The sequence below is a fragment of the Mesorhizobium denitrificans genome, assembly GCF_003403035.1.
Lineage (GTDB): Bacteria > Pseudomonadota > Alphaproteobacteria > Rhizobiales > Rhizobiaceae > Mesorhizobium_G > Mesorhizobium_G denitrificans.
In genome coordinates this window covers 56,182-70,285 of sequence record NZ_QURN01000016.1, presented here as the reverse complement: position 1 = coordinate 70,285, position 14,104 = coordinate 56,182, and the positions used below count along the sequence as shown (strand labels likewise).

The window sequence follows — 14,104 nt, the reverse complement described above, 5'->3', positions numbered from 1 at the left end:
AGAGGCCTTATTTCGTCGATCCATCGCAATTCTAAATGACTCTGGAAAGCCCAGAAATTGCCGACAAATTTGTTGTGGATCGCCGCAAGGTGAGCCGCAATAAAGATGTTGCGCATGCGGTGAAAAAGACCCGCGAACGGCTTTCTCAAGGGTCGGGCAATCCGCTGTTCGACAGGGAACTGGTAAAACTCCACGCCAACGCGATGGTGAATTACTTTCCAGTAGTTCCATTTCTGAGCATAGTTTTGACCGTTGCTGCGGTGGTGAACGGTGCCGATCGAACGCTCTTCATCTGGCCGCTGCTCACTGCGATTTGTTACCTGCCACTGGCCGTAATCGCGCGTCGCTGCTCCCGCACAGTTGTTACCGACATCAAGGTTACTGTCAGCCAGCATGACTTCTTGCTCGCACATTTCGTGAGCGGGTTGAGTTGGGTCTATTTCGTTACCATGACCTGCAACACCTGCGGTGGGGATCCTCTCGCGCTGCTGAAAGCCGCTGTTTTGCTGGTGATTATTGCAGCGACGGCAATCGTCGCGTCTTCGCTGCGCGGCGCAGTGTTGGCGACGTTCACGCTGCCTGTGCTGGCTTTCGGCGCGACCTATTCCGCCTCAACCGAACCACTTGTGCTGATCTTGTTCGCGCTGCTGGCGTGCGCGCTCGTTTTCTTCACCTACATCGCCGCCACGATGCATAAATCCGCGTTGCAGATGCTGGCGTTTCGCTCAGAAAAGGACGAGTTGATCGCCGAGCTTGAAACGGCCAAGGCGATGTCTGACGAGGCGCGCTACCGCGCAGAAGAAGCGAACATGGCGAAGTCGCGCTTTCTCGCCTCCATGAGCCATGAGCTTCGCACCCCGCTGAACGCAATTCTGGGCTTCTCGGAAGTTATGTCGAACGAGGTGCTGGGGCCGATGACAAACGCCTCATACCTCGACTATTCGCGTGACATTCATGAATCAGGCCAGCATTTGCTCGGCCTTATCAATGAAATTCTGGATCTTTCGCGCATTGAAGCTGGGCGCTACCAACTCAACGAAGAGCCGCTAAACCTGCATTTCGTGGTGGAAGAATGCTGCCACATGATGGAACTGCGCGCTCGCAAGCGCGACATCAAAATCATCCGGCAACTGGAATCGAAGCTTCCCCGGCTTTTGGCAGACGAGCGCGCAGTGCGCCAGATCACGCTCAACCTGATGGCGAATGCGCTGAAATTTGCACCTGCGGGCAGCGAAGTTCGCGTTCGCGTTGGCTGGACAGCAGGCGGCGGGCAATATGTTTCGGTGAAGGACAGCGGCCCCGGCATACCCGCCGATGAAATACCGATTGTGCTTTCAGCCTTCGGACAAGGTACAATTGCTATCAAGAACGCTGAGCAAGGCACTGGCCTCGGCTTGCCGATCGTACAGGGCTTGCTGAAGGTTCATGGCGGCGAGTTTCAATTGCATTCGAAGTTGCGTGAAGGCACGGAAGCAATCGCCATATTCCCCGCAACGCGCGTGATGGACGCCCTGCCCGCTTTACCAACCAAGGCAACGGGACAACGCAGACCTTAAGTCGCGCTGGCCGCTGCCGCCTTCACCGTGACCAAGGCAAGCGCTCCGGCGAGAGGTTGTTCGCTGTTGCCATCGAGCCCGCTATCGAAGATCGACTGCAGACCAAGCGCACTTGCCAGCTTACCGGTACGCGCATTCGATGGACGCTCCGCCAAGGCGCAATGAGCGATAGCACGCGGTTCGACTGCAGCGAGGACCGCCGCCGCTGAAATGGCTGCCGGACCATGCAGAACGACCGGTACGCGCTCGATGCCTGCCGCCAGAATTGCGCCCGCCAGTGCCGCGAATTCGCGGCCACCGATACGACAAAGCGCTTCCAGCGGATCGGCGCAATGCGGGCCATGAAGCGCCAGAACGTCATTCACAACGCTTGTTCTCTGCTCAAGAAGGTCGGCGTCGCTGCCTTCCAGCCATTGCTCCGCTGGTCCGCTATGCAGTGCCGCAAGAAGAGTTGCGGCAACCGTGGAAGCGCCCGCACCGAAGCTGCCAAGGCAAAGCAGATCCGGCTTGTCCATCAAAGCTTCCATGCCGAAGGCCATTGTTGCCGCACATGCGCGCTCATCCAATGCCGGTGCCTTCGTGATGTCTGCCGTGGGCAAGTCGAGCGCCAGGTCGAAAACCTTCAAGCCGAGATCATAGGTCTGGCAAATCCGGCAAATCGCGGCGGTTCCGTTTCCGCAACTTTCCACGAGCGCCGTCGTGGACGTGATCGGATCATGCGATATGCCATGCCGCAAAACGCCGTGCGTTCCCGCGAAAATCGCCACTTGCGGGCGCATGATTTGGCGCGAGGCTCCAGCGATTGATGCATACCATGCCGCGAAATCGCCGATCTGGCCGCCCGACGCAGACGCATTGCGCTTCTCAAACGCAGCACGCGCCGCCTCCGCCGCTGTGCGGTCCGGCACGGGCAGTTGCGCGATCAAGTTGCGGAAATCGTCAAACGGGAGGGTGATGCTCATGGAGCGGCAATTAGCGCCGCATCCCGCGCCGCACAATAGCCAAACGCTTGCATCCCACCGTAAGCTGGCCCATTTGAAGAAACAAAGGAGACTTCGCGTGGCAATTGAATCGCCCTGCATTCTCGTCTGCTCCATAGACGACCGAACAGGATACTGTTTCGGTTGCGGGCGCACACGCGACGAAATCGCAGGCTGGATTGAGATGACCAGCGAGCGGCGACGCGCGGTAATGGAGGAACTGCCTGCACGGCTTGCCACCGTGGAGCGAAAGCCCAGACGCGAAACGCGGCGAGCGCGCATGGCACGCGAACGCGGCGAAGCTTCATGAGGAGATGTGATGCGGTCTGATCGCCTGTTGTGGATCGTGCTGGCAGCGCTAGGCATCGCAGCGCTGCTGCTGATGTTCAACGACGGTTCCGGCCAGACACTCGGCCTGAGCAATGGTGATTTTGCCAGTGTGATCTATCTTGGCAGCATTGCGCTGGTCGTTGGTGCGGGGGTGGTGGCTCGCGCGCGCTTCGGCGGTAATGTGCTGACCCAGATCATTATCTGGCTGGGCATCGTGCTGGCGCTGGTGGTTGGGTACAAGCTCTATCAGGGTGAACCGCTGTTCCAACGCAACAACCCCTTGCCACCACCCGCATCAGGGTCAGGGATTTCCGCTTCGCTGGCGGATGGCATTCACGGCAAGCTGCATATCGTCCGTCCGATCGATTTGGGCTGACCGCAGCCACAAGAGTTGCGCGCGTGCGCCGTGACAAACGTCACCGCCCTGCCATTTTTGTCCTGTCTTCTCAGGGCACGGTTATCGCGGAGTTCGCTCATGAAAAAGCTATTGTTGGGTATGTGCGGGCTGGTAGCCTTGCCTTCCGTCAGCTTTGCGCAGGAGGCACCATATGTGGACGACCGCTCCAGCGCGTCGGCGGTCGTGCGCTCGCTCTATAATGCCGTGAACCGCAAGGAATATGCGCGGGCATGGTCCTACTACGGCGACCAGAAGCCGGCCAAAAACCTTGAAGAATTTGCCAAGGGCTACAAGGACACGGCGAACATTAACCTGGCCTTCGGCAGGACCGAGAGCGAAGGCGCGGCAGGCAGCATCTTCTACAATCTGCCGGTGGCAATCGAGGCGTTTGCGGCAGATGGATCATCGAAAGTGTTTGCCGGTTGCTATACTGCAAGGTTGGCCAATCCGCAGATCCAGGACGCGAACTTCACGCCGCTGCATATCGAAAAGGGTTCGCTGAAGCGCTCCGACAAGGGCTTGCAGGAAGCGGTGCCGGCGAATTGCGGTGGCGCCGAGCCGCAGGGTGATGACGCGGTTCTCGCACAGGCAAAAAGCGCGTTTATTACCACCAACGCGCCGACTTGCGACCAGATCGATACGCAGACCGGACTGCCGCAAGACGGCGTTCAGGACTACACGATCAAGTACAAGGAAGAGTCGGATACCGACAGCGACCCGGAACGCATTACGCGGCTGATCGGGTTTGCCTGCACAATGGGAGCGTACAATCTCTCAACGATATTCTATCAGTGGGACGACCTAAACGGCTTGCGGCAATTGAGCTTCGCGATGCCCACGATGGATATTGCCTATGAAGAGGATGGCAATACCGAAAGCCCGGTGCATTCGATTACAGTGAACGGTTTCGAGGCGGCGGACCAACTGGTCAATCCTGAGTTCGATGCCAAGACGAATACGCTGACCTCATTTGCGAAATGGCGAGGCGTGGGAGATGCTTCCGCGAACGGCACATGGGCGTTCAAGAACGGCAGTTTCGTGCTGGTGAAATATGATGTCGATGCCAGCTATGACGGCGAGATCAATCCGCAGACGGTCGTTGACTACGACAGCCCACCCTAGGATTTGAGCATCCAGTTCAAGACTTCGCGCCAGTCGGTCATACGGATCGGGGTGCCGTGCGTGCCGCTCTCAAATCGCACGAAGCGTGCAGGATAATTACCTGATTTACCCCGCACTTTTCGGTAAAATGCTTCCTGCTTCTCGACTGGAAAAACGGTGTCATGGCTGCCTTGACCGAAGAAAACGGGAACCTTGCGCTTATAGGCGGGGCTTTTGAGAAAGCTCTCATCCCAGAGCGAACCGAGCAGCAGAAGGCCGCCGAGACGCTCTGCGACTAGCGGGTCCGACGCCAGTTTCCAGCAGAGCATTCCGCCCATCGAACCACAGGCGACAATTACCGGCGCGCCGGGTGACTGTGCGGAGAAATGTTCGATCAGTGCACCGATTTGCGCCGCGCCGCCATCGCCGAAATCTGTAAAATCCGGCGACAGATAAAGCCCTCCTGCCTTGGCGACGAGGTTCTTCACGCGGTTGAAGTTGCCACCGAACGTAAAGTCGTTGACGCCTTGCGAACGGCTGCCGCCCTGCCCGTGCAGATAGAGCACGATCATCGACGCGCCTTGCTGCGTGCCGACAGCGACGAAGCGCTGCGTGCCGAGTTTCATTTCCTGCTGCTGACTGCGCACGCCGAGCGAGATGTATTGCTTGCGAACGCGGCGCTCCGGCACTTCGTCGCGCTCATTGACGTCGCGCATTTCGCGGTAATCCACGACGCGGTACGCACCGCCATCGGCCTCCGAGAGCGTTGCAGGATAGGCGAAAAGATCGTCCTTGTATGGCGCGAGTGATTGCGCCGCCGCAGGCAATGCGAAAAGGACGAACGCAGCAGCGAGGGTGGCAATGCGTGTAATCATGCGCGATGGGTGCCTGCGCGGCGCAGTCATGTCAACCGCGCAAGACGCCGCCCGCTTTCGCCATCGCTTCAGGCGTATCAACATCGACAGACGCGCCCTCGCCGAGTTCGATATCAATGACTGCGGCGCTTTCGGCCTCGACCAGATGTCGCGCGCCGGTGTCGCCCTCAAGCGTGGCGACCGAGCCGAACAGGGCGCGTGGCAGGATGACCGGATTGCCGCGCTTGCCATTATGCGTGGCGCGGATGATGGCGTTGCCGTGTTCCCTGCGGAATGCAGCAATCATGCGGTCTAGATCGGCGGTTGTTATGCCGGGCATGTCGCCAAGCACGATCAGCGCGCCGGTCGCATCCGGCGGCAGCGCCGCCATGCCGACCTTGAGCGAGGACGACAGGCCGATTGCATAATCGGGATTGTTGAGCGGCTGCAATTTTAGATCTGAGAGGGTCGCCTCAACGCGCGCGGCATCATGGCCTGTCACGAGTAATACGCCGCTGGCGCGTGATGCGCAGGCGCGCTCTGCGATGAGACGCACAAGCGGCTTTCCGTCAAACTCGGCCATCAACTTGTTCGGGCCGCCCATGCGGCTGGATCGGCCAGCAGCAAGTATAATTATATATATCTTCTCAGATCGCGCAGTGCCCTCTCGCGGTTGTGGACGGCTGGCGATTTCCATCAGCAACCCGCCGACACCCATGCGCGCGATATCGGTGTCGTTGAGCTCAATGCCTGCCAGCGTGCGGTCCAGCACCCAATCAAAGCCATTTTCTTTCGGGCTGCGCGCGCAACCCGGCGCGCCAATGACGGGCTTGCCGTCGAGATGCCCAAGGACAAGCAGATTGCCGGGATCAACCGGCATTCCAGTTCGCGTGACCGTGCCACCTGCCGCACGGATCGCAGCGGGAATGACATCATCGAAATCGCTGACAGCCGATGCGCCAAACACCAGCATCATATCGTTGGCGCGATTTGCCTTGCGCAATGCGTCCGCCACGGCGGCGGCTTCGTGCGAGACGCGCTGCTCGCTGCTTAGCACACTGCCCGAACGAGCGAGGCGCGTTTCAGTGACACGCACAGTCTTGTCGAGCACGCTCGGCTTCACGCCGGGTAGCGTGGTCTGCACAAGGCCGACCGTCATGCTCCTGTACGGATGCACCGCGAAAATGTCGGTTGTTCTGATGGCCCTGAGCGCGCGATCCAAGATGTCTCGCGGCACGGCATAGGGGATGATTTTCACCGTCGCGACCATGCGGCCGGTTTCGACGGGCGCGTGCTGCGCCAGGGTCGCAATTGTCACTGCGGGATCAATCGCGTTGAGCGCTTGAATTGCCGCTTCATCGACCACGAGAACGCCCGCGTGTTGGGCGTGGAGATTGACGCGGCCAGTGGCAGGCGGCTTTGCATCGATGCCGGAAAAGCGCATTGCCTCGACAAGCATCAGCGCGGCGGTGTCCTCGTTTATGTCGTCAGGGTCGAGACGCGCGACAATGACTTCCTTCACGCCAGCAGCGATAAGTTCCGCAATATCTTCACCGGAAAGCGTACGCGCTTTGCGCATCATTTTGTCGCCGACGGCGACGGAGTGCGCGAGAATTGTGCCCTCTGCCTGCTCAACCAGTATCGATCCGAATTTCAAGCCGCAACTCCAGCCTTGGCTACGACGCCGCGCGAACGGTAGGACTGTATGATTTGCGCCAGCACTGCGACGGCGATTTCTGCGGGACTGGACGCGCCAATGTCGATGCCGATTGGAGCGTCAATGCGCGCGATTTGCTGTTCTGTCGCGCCGAGTTCCGTCAGTCGCTCCACGCGCTTTGCATGGGTCTTTCGACTGCCAAGTGCGCCGACATAAAAGCAGCCGGCTTCAAGCGCGGCTTTCAGCGGAAAATCGTCGATCTTGGGATCATGCGTGAGCGCCGCGAGTGCTGTGTAACTGTCGAGAGGGTTTCGGCGCAGAACGTCTTCCGGCCATTCCGCCGCAAGCGGAAGATCTGGAAAGCGTTCAGGTGTAGCAAAGGCCGTGCGTGGATCGATGATCTCAACGGGAAAGCCAGCGATTTTCGCCATCGGTGCGAGAGCCTGGCTGATGTGAACCGCGCCGATGACAATCAACCTCGGCTGCGGCAGATGAACGTTGATGAAGAAGCTGCGACCTTCTGCCTGAATGGTGGTGGATTGGCCCGTGCGGAAGGATTTGGCGATTGCGTCGCCAAGTTCTCCAGCGACCAGATCACCCTCGCGCACGATGCGATCGCGCCCATCACCAAGGTCTGTGACCACAGCAGCGGCGCGGCGCGCAAGACGCTCGGCGTTCAGGGTTTTGAGGACGTAGGGATCCATGGGATGACCTTGGGTAGTGGATTAGGAAAGTCGTTTCAACATGCGTGTTTTGATGTTCATTATCCCTCTCAATTATCCGAGCCGTTCGACATAGACACGGATGCGACCGCCGCACGAAAGGCCGACGCGCCACGCTGTCTCATCGGCAACGCCAAATTCAAGCATCCGCGGATTGCCGTCTGCGATAACTTCGCCCGCCTCGGACACGACCGCGCCTTCGACGCAGCCGCCGGACACTGAACCCTGAAAATTCCCGTTTGCATCTATGACCAGATGACTGCCAACAGGGCGCGGCGCGGAACCCCATGTTTCCACCACAGTGGCGATGGCGCAGGATCGGCCTTCCTTCATCCAACCCTCGGCAATGAGCAGAGGGTCGCGTTCTGCGTCGAGATAGATGGCTTGTGTCATGGCTGTCTCCTCAAACAAATATGGTCATGCCGCGCGCGACTTGCCAAGCTCCAACCACCGGCGCGGATCTGCGGTGCGGCTCGTGCTTTTGTCCAATGACGCCACCAAATCCGACAGAGCCTGCAGATTATGCACGGAACGGAATTCATCAACATGCGGAAGCATAGCCCGCACGCCTCGCGCGCGGGCTTCAAATCCGTCGAAACGCAGGAGCGGATTGAGCCAGATCAGGCGGCGGCAGGATTTGTGCAGGCGCTCCATTTCTTCCGAAAGGCCGCGCACGTCGTCGCGCTCAAGGCCATCTGTTATGAGCAGGACGATTGCCCCCTGCCCCAAAACACGCCGCGACCAGAGGCGATTGAACTCGTGCAGCGTATCGCCAATGCGCGTGCCGCCGGACCAATCGTGAACAGCCTGCGCGCATTCGGCAAGCGCCGCGTCGGGATCGCGGTGACGCATCTGACGGGTAAGGTTCGTTAGCCGCGTGCCGAAGACGAATGTGTGAACGCGGCGGCGTTTTTCAGTTAGAGCGTGCAGGAAGTGGAGAAAAATGCGCGTGTACTGGCTCATGGAGCCGGAAATATCCGCCAGCACGACCAGCGGTGGGTGCACCTCGCGCGGCGAACGGAATTTCGGAAGCACCAGCTTGCCGCCGGTGCGCGCGGCGGCGCGCATCATGGCGCGGCGATCAATCATGCGGCCCGAAGCGTCAGCCCGAAAGCGGCGCGTTCGAACGGTGTCGAAAGGCAATTCCAGCGCTGCGATTGCGCGCTTTGCATCGCCAATTTCGCTGGCTGTCATTTGCGCAAAATCCTTGGTGCGCAGCACCTCATTGCCGGAAGTCGTGAACCGCGCATCGACCTCGATTTCAGGGACTTCCTGCGGTGGTTGGCGCTTCGCGTGACCCTCAAACATCGCTTGACTGACACGGTTTTCGGCAGCACGCGGCTTTTCCCGTTCGCGCATGTCTGGCGCGACGGGAGAAAACATCGCCAGCATCTTTTCGATCAATTCCCGTGACTTCCAATATAGCCGGAAGGCTTCGTCAAAAACCGGATGGTCTTCATGCCGCTTGACCAACACGGAATGCAGAACCCAGTAAAAGTCATCGCGGCTGCCAATGCCTGCCGTTAGCACTGCCTCTATCGCGTCCTTTACCGACGCAGGGCCAACGCGCATTCCGGCCTTACGCAGCGTTCGCGCGAAATAGACGATGTTATCGGCTATGCGGCCATCGGTCTTGGTGGATTCGGGGAGCGCGGAAACCATCTATTCCGCCGCTGCCGAAAGCTCCGCCTTCACTTCCTTGAGTATGCGGCGGCCTTCGCCCTGCTCGATGCGGGCAATATCATCCTGATATTTGAGCAGAACGCCGATTGTGTCGGAGACGGTTTCGGGGTCCAGCGCGACTTTGTCGAGTTCCGTGAGCGCGCCAGCCCAATCGATGGTTTCGGCAACGCCCGGAACCTTGAACAACTCGATTTCGCGCAGCTTCTGGATGAAGGCAACAACCTCTGCAGAGAGCCTGCGATTGGCGTTCGGCACCTTGCGGCGAACGATTTCCAACTCATGCTGAGCATCAGGGTAATCGACCCAATGATACAGGCAGCGGCGCTTGAGCGCGTCGTGGATTTCGCGCGTGCGGTTGGTGGTGATGATAACGATGGGCGGCTCTTCCGCCTTGATAGTTCCGAGCTCCGGCACCGTCACCTGATAATCGGAGAGGATCTCCAGCAGGAAAGCCTCAAACGCCTCGTCGGTACGATCCAGCTCGTCGATCAGGAAAACGGGAGCAGCGCCAGCCGTGCCGGTGAGCGCATCCAGAACCGGGCGGCGGATCAGATATTTTTCGGAAAAGACATTCTTTTCCATATCCTTACGGTCAACTGCTCCAGCTGCTTCTTCCATGCGGATTTCGATCATCTGCGCGGCATAGTTCCACTCATAAACGGCTGAGGAAACGTCGAGCCCCTCATAGCATTGAAGCCGGATGAGCCTGCGACCGAGCGCCGACGCCAGAACCTTGGCGATTTCCGTTTTTCCAACACCGGCCTCGCCTTCGAGGAAGAGCGGGCGCTTCATCTTGAGCGAAAGAAACAGCACCGTGGCCAGCGAGCGGTCTGCGACATAATCCGCGCTCGTAAGCATTTCGAGCGTTTCATCAATGCTCGTTGGGGCTGGCCTGGCGGGGGTTGAACGTGGGGTGATCGTCATTCGATTTGCCTGACTTCGCAGCGTTCAGAGCACATGATAGCCGCGCTCGAAATAAAGGAGCGGACGAACGCTATCGCCGATGCGAAGACCTGTCACCCTGCCAAAAAGCACACGATGGGTGGCCATGTCCTTGGTGTCGACAATCTCGCAATCAAACACGGCAACCGCATCGATGAGAGTCGGCGCGCCGGTTTCGATGGTATCCCATGCGCCAAGCGCGAAACGCTCGGCCTGCGATGCGCCAGTGACCCCGGAAAAGGCAACTGCCATCGGCTCATGCTTCGCGGCGAGCGTGTTCAGGGCAAAATTGCCGTTTTTTATGAAAAGCTCGTTGTTGGGGTTCTCGCGGTTGAGGCAGGCCAACACCATCGGCGGGCTGTCCGACACGGAACATGTCGCGATGATCGTAGTGCCACGCCTGCCCGCGACGCCATCTGTGGTGATGACATGAACCGCGCCAGCAAAGCGCGCCATCGCATCCCGATAGGCCTGCGGCCCGATTTCATTTGGCTTCAGCATGATGGATATATATGGGGCTGATTCCTATCCAGCAAGCAAACCATGCAACGAGATTTTATTTGGCGCTTGTTGCGGTTAGGCGCGGCGGAAGTTACGAGTGTCGGCAAATCGGGATCGTATCAGTTGCGTGTGCCACTCGCCCTCATTTCCTTATTGTTGATGTGCCATACAGTGTCGGCGCAGCAGCCCTCTGTCGGGGTTGTGGCTCCGCTCTCCGGTGCCGCGGCGATACTGGGCGCGCAGGTGCAGGCCGGGGCGTTGCAAGCTGCCGACAAGGCGGGCGTTGCCGGGTTCGTGCTGGACGACCAGTGTACGGCGGAAGGCGGCACGGCGGCGGCGCGCGAAGCGATAGCACGCAAGGCGACGATCCTCGTTGGCTTTCTGTGCGCGGATTCGCTGGAGGCCGCCCTGCCCTTGCTGAAAGATGCTGATATTCCGGTGATTACGGTGGGCGTGCGGCTGGACAGCCTGACCGACAAGCGGGACAAGACCGGCTGGCCGATCTATCGGCTTGCGCCGCGCGCGGATGCGGAAGGCGACGCGGTGGCGCGTTTGCTGCCGCGCTTGTGGCGCGATGAACCTTTCGCTGTGGTTGATGACGGCACGATTTACGGGCGCGACTTGGCGGAAGTCTTTCGGGCGGCAAGTCAGGTTGAGGGTTTGAAGCCGGTTTTCACGGATACCTATCGCCCTGATCTGGACAACCAGATTGCGCTCGTGGGACGGTTACGCAAGGCAGGCGCGACACGCGTTTTCGTGGGTGGCAATCTGCGCGACGTCGCGATTATGGCGCGCGATGCCAAGTCTGTCGGCGCAGATATGGTGTTTGCAGGTGGCGAGGTGTTGCGTACGGATACTGGCGATGTGCCGCTTGAAGCCGGAACGCTGATGATCGGCCTGCCCGACTGGAGCGAGGTAGCGGACAATTCTGTCGTGGCTGAATTCAATGCGCGGCAGATCGTGCCCGAGGGCTACGTGCTGCCAGCCTATGCGGCGATGCAGGTGGCCGCTGATGCGATAAGAGCCGGAACGGACAAGGTTAAGGATGCGCTGGCTTCAACGAAGTTTCAGACTGTTCTCGGCGAGGTCGCGTTTGACGCGAAAGGCGATTTGACGCGCTCGCTCTATGCGCTCTATCGCTTTGATGGAACGCGCTTCGTGCTGGTGGAGCAGAAGCCATGAAAGTAGGACCGCTCAACCTCATCACCGATGTGCAGGGCATTCGTGTCGGCAATTCCGAGGACGCGAAGCTCAAATCAGGCGTGAGCGTTGTGATTTGCGACGTGCCGACGGTGGCCTCGGTGCAGGTGCTCGGCGGAGCGCCGGGAACGCGTGAAACGGATCTGCTGGAGCCGCATAATACCGTCGAGAATATCGACGCAATCGTTCTTTCGGGTGGCTCGGCCTTTGGGCTGGATGCAGCAAGCGGGGCGCAGGCGGCGCTGCGTGAGGCGGGCGTGGGCTTCGCGGTTGGCGATATGCGTATCCCCATCGTGCCGACAGCAATTCTGTTCGATCTGCTGAACGGTGGCGACAAGAATTGGGGCCGGTTCGCGCCCTATCGCGAAATGGGATATGAGGCGGTTAAAAGCGCTGGCCGCAAATTTTTGCTAGGCACATCCGGTGCTGGAGCCGGCGCGCTGACCGTCGGTCTGAAAGGTGGGCTGGGGTCAGCGTCCTGCGTGATGGACAATGGCATAACCATCGGCGCGCTGGCGGCGGTCAATGCCGTGGGCAGCGCGAATATCGGCAAGACACGGCATTTCTGGGCCGCACCTTTCGAAATTGACGACGAGTTTGGTGGGCTGGGTATGCCGCACCCTATGCCGAACGACGCGACCGCAATTCGCCTGAAATTTCGCGATGAAAAGCCGCTGAAGAACACGACGATTGCGGTGATCGCGACCGATGCCGTGCTGACCAAGGCGAGCGCGAAACGGCTGGCGATTTCGGCCCATGATGGCTTTGCGCGGGCGATTTGGCCGAGCCACACGCCTTTTGACGGCGATCTGGTGTTCGGGCTTGCGACGGGCGCATCCGGCAAGGAATTGCAGCCGGAAAGCGTTATCGACTTTTACGCGACCGCAGCAGCCGTGATGACGCGTGCAATCGCGCGCGGCGTTTATGCGGCCGAGCCGTCGCCCGGTGATCTTTTCCCCTGCTGGAGCGCGCTGCCATGAAGAAAATGTTGCTTGCGCTGCTTTTTGGGACATTGGGGGTTTCGTCCGCGATGGCGGGCGATGCCGCGTCTCTGGAAATTTTGGGATTCAGCAATGACGGCAAGGTCTTCGCGTTCGAGGAATATGGTGTGCAGGACGGCTCCGGTTTTCCGTATGCCAACCGCTTCTACATCGACACGGCGACCGACAAGTTTTTGCCCGGCAGTCCGGTGCGGGTGCGGCTCGATGATGAAAGCGCGACGACAGACAAAGCCCGCGCGCAGGCAGCCGAACAGGGCGCAAAAATTGCCGATGACGCAATGCTGGACCGCGGCTTTACGGCAGCGGCCAATGCCATAACCGAGCTATCTGCCGATCCACATCAATTCGTGTTCCTGCCCCGTCCGGTGTTTCCGCCGATAGACGATCAAGCTGCCATACGTCTTGAGGAGATTGATTTTCCCGCTGCGCAGAACTGCCTCGGGGCGGAAAAACTCAAGGGATTTCAGCTTCTCAAACTGGATCCGAACAAGCTCGGCGCCTCAAAAGTGCTGGTCAACGACAAATCACTGCCCGAAAGCCGAGGATGCCCGATTGGCTATCGACTGGGCGCGGTGCAGACCTACTACCCGAAAGACGGCGCGGCGGTGTTTGCGGTGCTGATCGCTGTTGAGCGAGTGGGTTTCGAGGGACCGGACCATCGCTGGATCGCGGTGACTGGAAAGCTGTAAGTGAATGCCACTGCGATCCAACGCCTGCGGATTGCGTTCGCAGGTGCGCCTGTGTGGGCGCTCGTGATGGCGGCCAGCGCCTACACGGCGCCATTGCTGCGCGGCTGGGAAACGCAAGGCCATTACACCCGCATCATCGCGATGTTCGGCGTGGGCGGGTTGCTGGCGTTTCCGATAGGTTTCTATCTGGCGCAGTACCTTGCAAGACAGAGCAGGCTGGAGGCGCGCTTTGCGGCGGCTTTGCTCGGATTTGCGCTGGCAACGGTGGCGATGACCGCCCTGCTCTACGTGCTGGATTATCGCGACTATTATTCCGAATGGCACGAGCCGGCTTTCACCAAAATCTGGTTCAAGGAATTGTTGGTGACAGCAGCGGCGGCACTTTATCAGTTTGCCGCGCTCGGTATGCGGCTGTTTTTTCCGCTGGGCTTCTGTGCATTGTTCGCTGTCGCGGTCTGGTTTGTGCGCTTACCGCATTGAGCCTCTGGCCT

Annotated in this window: 16 protein-coding genes; 8 read left to right on the top strand and 8 right to left on the bottom strand. The window is 59.5% G+C overall.

The window, feature by feature from the left end:
* Positions 1-35: 35 nt before the first annotated feature.
* Positions 36-1,556, top strand: a complete 1,521-nt coding sequence (locus tag DY251_RS18185; protein ID WP_116625328.1) for a sensor histidine kinase — start codon at positions 36-38, stop codon at positions 1,554-1,556.
* Here DY251_RS18185 and DY251_RS18180 read toward each other — a convergent pair.
* Positions 1,553-2,518, bottom strand: coding sequence for a nicotinate-nucleotide--dimethylbenzimidazole phosphoribosyltransferase (locus tag DY251_RS18180; protein WP_116625327.1), 966 nt, complete (start codon positions 2,516-2,518; stop codon positions 1,553-1,555). The two genes, DY251_RS18185 and DY251_RS18180, sit on opposite strands and share 4 nt — an antisense overlap.
* A 97-nt stretch (positions 2,519-2,615) precedes the next feature.
* Here DY251_RS18180 and DY251_RS18175 point away from each other — a divergent pair, with 97 nt between their 5' ends.
* The 3 genes from DY251_RS18175 (at position 2,616) to DY251_RS18165 (ending at position 4,385) form a co-directional block, all read left to right on the top strand.
* Positions 2,616-2,846, top strand: coding sequence for a DUF1289 domain-containing protein (locus DY251_RS18175; protein WP_245416027.1), 231 nt, complete (start codon positions 2,616-2,618; stop codon positions 2,844-2,846).
* A 9-nt stretch (positions 2,847-2,855) separates the two neighbouring features.
* Positions 2,856-3,242 carry a hypothetical protein gene (locus DY251_RS18170; protein WP_116625326.1) on the top strand — a complete coding sequence of 129 codons (387 nt, stop codon included), beginning with the start codon at positions 2,856-2,858 and terminating at the stop codon, positions 3,240-3,242.
* A 99-nt stretch (positions 3,243-3,341) separates the two neighbouring features.
* Positions 3,342-4,385: a DUF1176 domain-containing protein gene (locus tag DY251_RS18165; RefSeq protein WP_116625325.1), complete on the top strand. Its 1,044-nt coding sequence runs from the start codon at positions 3,342-3,344 to the stop codon at positions 4,383-4,385.
* Here the strand turns inward: DY251_RS18165 and DY251_RS18160 are convergent.
* The 7 genes from DY251_RS18160 to DY251_RS18130 form a co-directional block, all read right to left on the bottom strand.
* Positions 4,382-5,239 (bottom strand): alpha/beta hydrolase family protein, encoded by an 858-nt coding sequence (locus DY251_RS18160; RefSeq protein WP_116625372.1) that lies wholly within the window; start codon positions 5,237-5,239, stop codon positions 4,382-4,384. The two genes, DY251_RS18165 and DY251_RS18160, sit on opposite strands and share 4 nt — an antisense overlap.
* Before the next feature lie 31 nt (positions 5,240-5,270).
* On the bottom strand, positions 5,271-6,875 hold the full coding sequence (locus tag DY251_RS18155) for an NTP transferase domain-containing protein (RefSeq protein WP_116625324.1): 1,605 nt from the start codon (positions 6,873-6,875) through the stop codon (positions 5,271-5,273).
* Positions 6,872-7,579, bottom strand: coding sequence for an XdhC family protein (locus DY251_RS18150; RefSeq protein WP_116625323.1), 708 nt, complete (start codon positions 7,577-7,579; stop codon positions 6,872-6,874). Before DY251_RS18150 ends, DY251_RS18155 begins: the two co-directional genes overlap by 4 nt.
* A 72-nt stretch (positions 7,580-7,651) precedes the next feature.
* Positions 7,652-7,990: an XdhC family protein gene (locus DY251_RS18145; RefSeq protein WP_116625322.1), complete on the bottom strand. Its 339-nt coding sequence runs from the start codon at positions 7,988-7,990 to the stop codon at positions 7,652-7,654.
* A gap of 24 nt (positions 7,991-8,014) precedes the next feature.
* Positions 8,015-9,259 carry a vWA domain-containing protein gene (locus tag DY251_RS18140; protein ID WP_116625321.1) on the bottom strand — a complete coding sequence of 415 codons (1,245 nt, stop codon included), beginning with the start codon at positions 9,257-9,259 and terminating at the stop codon, positions 8,015-8,017.
* Entirely contained in the window at positions 9,260-10,204 is a 945-nt protein-coding gene (locus DY251_RS18135; RefSeq protein ID WP_116625320.1) for an AAA family ATPase, read from the bottom strand.
* Positions 10,205-10,228: 24 nt separating this feature from the next.
* Complete coding sequence (locus tag DY251_RS18130) at positions 10,229-10,723, bottom strand: flavin reductase (protein ID WP_116625319.1); 495 nt, start codon at positions 10,721-10,723, stop codon at positions 10,229-10,231.
* Positions 10,724-10,882: 159 nt separating this feature from the next.
* On the opposite strand from DY251_RS18130, the gene DY251_RS18125 reads away from it, so the two are divergent.
* Genes DY251_RS18125 through DY251_RS18110 form a run of 4 tightly spaced genes read left to right on the top strand, consistent with a single transcriptional unit; the run spans position 10,883 to position 14,093 of the window.
* Positions 10,883-11,905: a branched-chain amino acid ABC transporter substrate-binding protein gene (locus DY251_RS18125; protein WP_170971407.1), complete on the top strand. Its 1,023-nt coding sequence runs from the start codon at positions 10,883-10,885 to the stop codon at positions 11,903-11,905.
* Complete coding sequence (locus DY251_RS18120; RefSeq protein WP_116625317.1) at positions 11,902-12,903, top strand: P1 family peptidase; 1,002 nt, start codon at positions 11,902-11,904, stop codon at positions 12,901-12,903. The genes DY251_RS18125 and DY251_RS18120 overlap by 4 nt, the downstream gene beginning before the upstream one ends.
* Complete coding sequence (locus DY251_RS18115) at positions 12,900-13,613, top strand: DUF2259 domain-containing protein (protein WP_116625316.1); 714 nt, start codon at positions 12,900-12,902, stop codon at positions 13,611-13,613. Before DY251_RS18120 ends, DY251_RS18115 begins: the two co-directional genes overlap by 4 nt.
* Positions 13,614-14,093: a hypothetical protein gene (locus DY251_RS18110; RefSeq protein WP_245416026.1), complete on the top strand. Its 480-nt coding sequence runs from the start codon at positions 13,614-13,616 to the stop codon at positions 14,091-14,093.
* Positions 14,094-14,104 lie beyond the last annotated feature (11 nt).

What these genes read in the sequence shown, in the direction of transcription:
- DY251_RS18145 (WP_116625322.1), bottom strand. Translation starts at nt 7,990, where the DNA reads ATGACACAAGCCATCTATCTCGACGCAGAACGCGACCCTCTGCTCATT.
- DY251_RS18185 (WP_116625328.1), top strand. Translation starts at nt 36, where the DNA reads ATGACTCTGGAAAGCCCAGAAATTGCCGACAAATTTGTTGTGGATCGC.
- DY251_RS18140 (WP_116625321.1), bottom strand. Translation starts at nt 9,259, where the DNA reads ATGGTTTCCGCGCTCCCCGAATCCACCAAGACCGATGGCCGCATAGCC.
- DY251_RS18170 (WP_116625326.1), top strand. Translation starts at nt 2,856, where the DNA reads ATGCGGTCTGATCGCCTGTTGTGGATCGTGCTGGCAGCGCTAGGCATC.
- DY251_RS18160 (WP_116625372.1), bottom strand. Translation starts at nt 5,239, where the DNA reads ATGATTACACGCATTGCCACCCTCGCTGCTGCGTTCGTCCTTTTCGCA.
- DY251_RS18125 (WP_170971407.1), top strand. Translation starts at nt 10,883, where the DNA reads ATGTGCCATACAGTGTCGGCGCAGCAGCCCTCTGTCGGGGTTGTGGCT.
- DY251_RS18135 (WP_116625320.1), bottom strand. Translation starts at nt 10,204, where the DNA reads ATGACGATCACCCCACGTTCAACCCCCGCCAGGCCAGCCCCAACGAGC.
- DY251_RS18115 (WP_116625316.1), top strand. Translation starts at nt 12,900, where the DNA reads ATGAAGAAAATGTTGCTTGCGCTGCTTTTTGGGACATTGGGGGTTTCG.
- DY251_RS18165 (WP_116625325.1), top strand. Translation starts at nt 3,342, where the DNA reads ATGAAAAAGCTATTGTTGGGTATGTGCGGGCTGGTAGCCTTGCCTTCC.
- DY251_RS18180 (WP_116625327.1), bottom strand. Translation starts at nt 2,518, where the DNA reads ATGAGCATCACCCTCCCGTTTGACGATTTCCGCAACTTGATCGCGCAA.
- DY251_RS18150 (WP_116625323.1), bottom strand. Translation starts at nt 7,579, where the DNA reads ATGGATCCCTACGTCCTCAAAACCCTGAACGCCGAGCGTCTTGCGCGC.
- DY251_RS18130 (WP_116625319.1), bottom strand. Translation starts at nt 10,723, where the DNA reads ATGCTGAAGCCAAATGAAATCGGGCCGCAGGCCTATCGGGATGCGATG.
- DY251_RS18120 (WP_116625317.1), top strand. Translation starts at nt 11,902, where the DNA reads ATGAAAGTAGGACCGCTCAACCTCATCACCGATGTGCAGGGCATTCGT.